Origin of the sequence: Phytoactinopolyspora endophytica (genome assembly GCF_004138495.1) — a bacterium.
GTDB classification, from domain to species: domain Bacteria; phylum Actinomycetota; class Actinomycetes; order Jiangellales; family Jiangellaceae; genus Phytoactinopolyspora; species Phytoactinopolyspora endophytica.
The window spans coordinates 486,196-487,946 of the sequence record NZ_ML142852.1 but is presented as its reverse complement, the minus strand read 5'-3'; the positions used below and the strand labels follow the sequence as shown (position 1 = coordinate 487,946).

The 1,751-nt window shown below is 73.3% G+C and carries 3 protein-coding genes; all 3 read right to left on the bottom strand.

Annotated features, from left to right (window positions below; all coding sequences use genetic code 11):
* On the bottom strand, positions 1-771 hold a 771-nt coding region (locus ELR45_RS10650; protein WP_205856362.1), incomplete at its 3' end, for a LysM peptidoglycan-binding domain-containing protein.
* Positions 768-1,220, bottom strand: a complete 453-nt coding sequence (locus tag ELR45_RS10645) for a TadE/TadG family type IV pilus assembly protein (protein ID WP_129665733.1) — start codon at positions 1,218-1,220, stop codon at positions 768-770. The genes ELR45_RS10650 and ELR45_RS10645, both read right to left, overlap by 4 nt.
* Positions 1,217-1,751, bottom strand: a 535-nt coding sequence (locus tag ELR45_RS10640) for a TadE/TadG family type IV pilus assembly protein (protein WP_205856361.1), incomplete at its 5' end; no start/stop codon positions are given. The genes ELR45_RS10640 and ELR45_RS10645, both read right to left, overlap by 4 nt.

The window sequence follows — 1,751 nt, the reverse complement described above, 5'->3', positions numbered from 1 at the left end:
CGCGTCTGGGCGTGCGTCGTCAGGCAACAGGAGTTCCCAGCCGGGATAAATGAGGTCGGGGTTGGTGAGCGTGGCGCCGCCGGGTTGTGGGCGGCCGCGGTTGAGCTGGTAAATCTCGGGCCAGCGGGCTCCGTCGCCGAGTTCACGCTCGGCGATGCGCCATAGGCAGTCATGCACGCCGCCGGCGGGTTCGCGGACGGTCACCTTCGGCTGCGCCGGATCGGCAGGCCGGGCGCTGGTGTGTGCGCTGGGTTGGAGGCGATCCTGGGGTACATCCGCGGCCGTGGCTATGGGGGAGGCGGTGGCGGGCTCTGCTGCTGGCCGGTGGGTGAGGACGGCGACGGCGATCGCGGTGATGAGCACGAGGGTGAACGCATGGATGGGACCGGTGGCGGCCCGGTCGGGGGAGGGCATGGTGTGGGCGGCGGTGCGGATCGCGGCGGGGACGGCGCGGATGGTGTCGACGACGAAGGCCGCCCACGCTGCCCAGCACAGCACGGCGAGGGCATCGATCAGGACCCGGGAGCTCATCTCTGTGGTGAGCGCGGCCTGGGCTTCGGCCCAGGTGGGCAGGTGTTCGGGCAGCGGCCAGCCGATGTAGCGGGCCAGCGCCCAGGGTAGGCCGCCGAGCAGCGCAGCTAGCACGGTGGCAGCGAGCACCCCACGTACGACTCGCGCAACGATCATGGCGGGCCGTGGCGGCCGGTTGGCGCCCGGGCGCGGCCCGGTGACAGGAGGGCCGGGGTGTGTCCTGGCGGGATTCGTCTTCATGGGTCACCGTCGGCGGTGTCGCCGCGGTGCGGCTGGGCGCTGGCCGTGCCGGCGACGTCGACGGTGCTGATGCCGGCCAGGCTGAGCAACTGGGGCGAGTAGGTCGCGGTGACGTTCACCGTGATGGTGTCGCCGGCGACGGTGACGGTGCCGGTGGCGCCGGCCGCGTCGAGGTACTCGTGCGCGGTGGCGCCGGCGGCGTGCGGGTCGAGGGTGAGGGTGCCGTCGGCGCGGAAGGCGGCGAGGTCGAGTTGCTGCGCCCCGGCGCGGGCGGCTTCTTGGGCGTGGCCGATCGCCTCGACCTTGGCGGACAACGCGAGGCCGCCGTCGAGCACGAGCCCGGTCAGCAGGAGTATCCCGGTGATGCCGGCGACGAGGAACGCGCTGACCTGGCCGCGCTCGCCGCGGCAGGGGCGTCGGAGACGGACGCGGGGGCGGATGTGGTTCATGGTGTCGTGTCCGGGGTGTGGGTGGAGCGCCAGGCGTCGACCGGTGAGGTGAAGGTGGCGGTGACGACTCGGCTGGCGGGCACGCCGAGCAGCAGCGCGTCGGTCTGGTCGACGGTGCAGGAGAGGGTGACCGCGACCGTGCCGCCGGGTGTGAACGTGGTGGTGTCGGTGTCGACGTTCAGCGATGTGCAGACCACGTCGGCGTCGGCGAGCGCGTCTGCCGCGCTCTGTTCGGCCGCGGCCATGGCGGCGGCTGGTGTGCGGGCGAGGCTGGCCGCGCGGGCGGCTTGGTGGGCGGCGTCGTCGAGGCGTAGCCGGGCGTCGACGCCGCGGTGGACGACGACGGCGACGAAGACGAGCACCACGATCAGCACCGGCGTGGCAAGCGTCATTTCGACCGTGGCCGAGCCTGCCTGCACCCGCCGGGTCGCGGCGCCGAGCCTGCGGCGGCGGGGGTCGGTGTCGACGTGTGGATCGGACATGAGGGGCTCACCGGCGGGGAGGGAGCTGTTCGAGAGGGCCGGAGGCTTC

Bases quoted from the DNA above. Each gene is read 5' to 3' on its own strand.
- ELR45_RS10645 (WP_129665733.1), bottom strand. From the start codon at position 1,220: ATGAACCACATCCGCCCCCGCGTCCGTCTCCGACGCCCCTGCCGCGGC.